We start from the raw sequence: 1,092 nt of genomic DNA on the forward strand, positions 1-1,092 counted from the left end.
TACCAACGAGCGGTGATCATGACCGATGCGCCCATTCGCGGAGTCCGATGGACATGATCTTCCACGGCTGGTCGACGAGCTTGTTCCACGCGGCGCAGCAATGGGCGACGATGTCGTCGTAGTCTTTGAAGATGCGGTTCGAGAGCCAGTTGTCGCGCAGGAACTGCCAGACGTTTTCCACGGGGTTCAGTTCCGGCGAACGAGGCGGCAGGAACATCAGGGTGATGTTGTCCGGCACTTTGAGCTTCGGCGTGACGTGCCATCCGGCCTGATCGAGGATGAGCACGGCATGCGCTCCCTCATCGACGGCCTGGCTGATCTCGGCGAGATGCTGCTGCATGGCTTCGGTATCACAATAGGGCAGGACAAGGCCCGCACCCTTTCCCTTCCGCGGGCAGACGGCCCCGAAGATGTAGGCCCACATGGTGCGCTGATCCAAGGGTGCGGAGGGTCTGGTTCCGCGACGCGCCCACCGCCGCGTGATCTTGTTCTTCTGGCCTATGCGCGCTTCGTCGGCCCACCAGAGCTCGAGGTCGGTGCCGCGCGGGAGCCGGCCTCGGATTTCCGCCAGAGCGGCGGGGAAGTCTTTTTAAAAGCTTCTGCCTCCAGCTCGTTCTGGGCGTAGTGGCGCGGGCGGGCCGACAGCTTGGCGAAGCCGAGCGCCTTCAACTCACGGCCGACAGTCGTCTCGTCCATCGCGATGCGGAATTCCTGGAATATCCACTGCACCAGGTCCTTGCGCCGCCAGCGGACGACACCGTGGATCGCAGGGATCGGGCCGCTTTCGACGATCTTCGCCAGCGCATGGCGCTGAGCGACGTTCAGCTTCGCTCGGCCGCCGGGTGCTTTGCCGTTCACCAGCCCGTCGGGGCCGCGCGCATTGAACCGCAGCACCCAGTCACGGACGATCTGCAGCGTCACGCTGCCGATCCGTGCCGCATCCGAGCGCGAGCCGCCGTCATAAATCTCGGCGAGCGCCAGCAACCGCCGCGCCTGGTTGGCATCCTTCGTTTGCCGTGCGAGCTGTCGAAGAGCACGCCCATCGAAATCATCACGCAACAAAATTGCTGAACCCATCGCAAACCTCCCGTT

The 1,092-nt window shown here is 63.7% G+C and carries 1 protein-coding gene; it reads right to left on the bottom strand.

Features of this window, described 5'->3' with window-relative positions:
• Positions 1-16 precede the first annotated feature (16 nt).
• Positions 17-1,077, bottom strand: a protein-coding gene (locus AU381_RS27735) for an IS630 family transposase (protein WP_085939171.1) whose coding sequence is annotated in 2 segments (ribosomal slippage) — positions 17-585 and positions 585-1,077 — 1,062 coding nt in all. Because the reading frame shifts where the segments join, the coding sequence is not laid out codon by codon here.
• Positions 1,078-1,092: the final 15 nt, after the last annotated feature.

The sequence above is a fragment of the Sinorhizobium glycinis genome, from assembly GCF_001651865.1.
Taxonomy (GTDB): domain Bacteria; phylum Pseudomonadota; class Alphaproteobacteria; order Rhizobiales; family Rhizobiaceae; genus Sinorhizobium; species Sinorhizobium glycinis.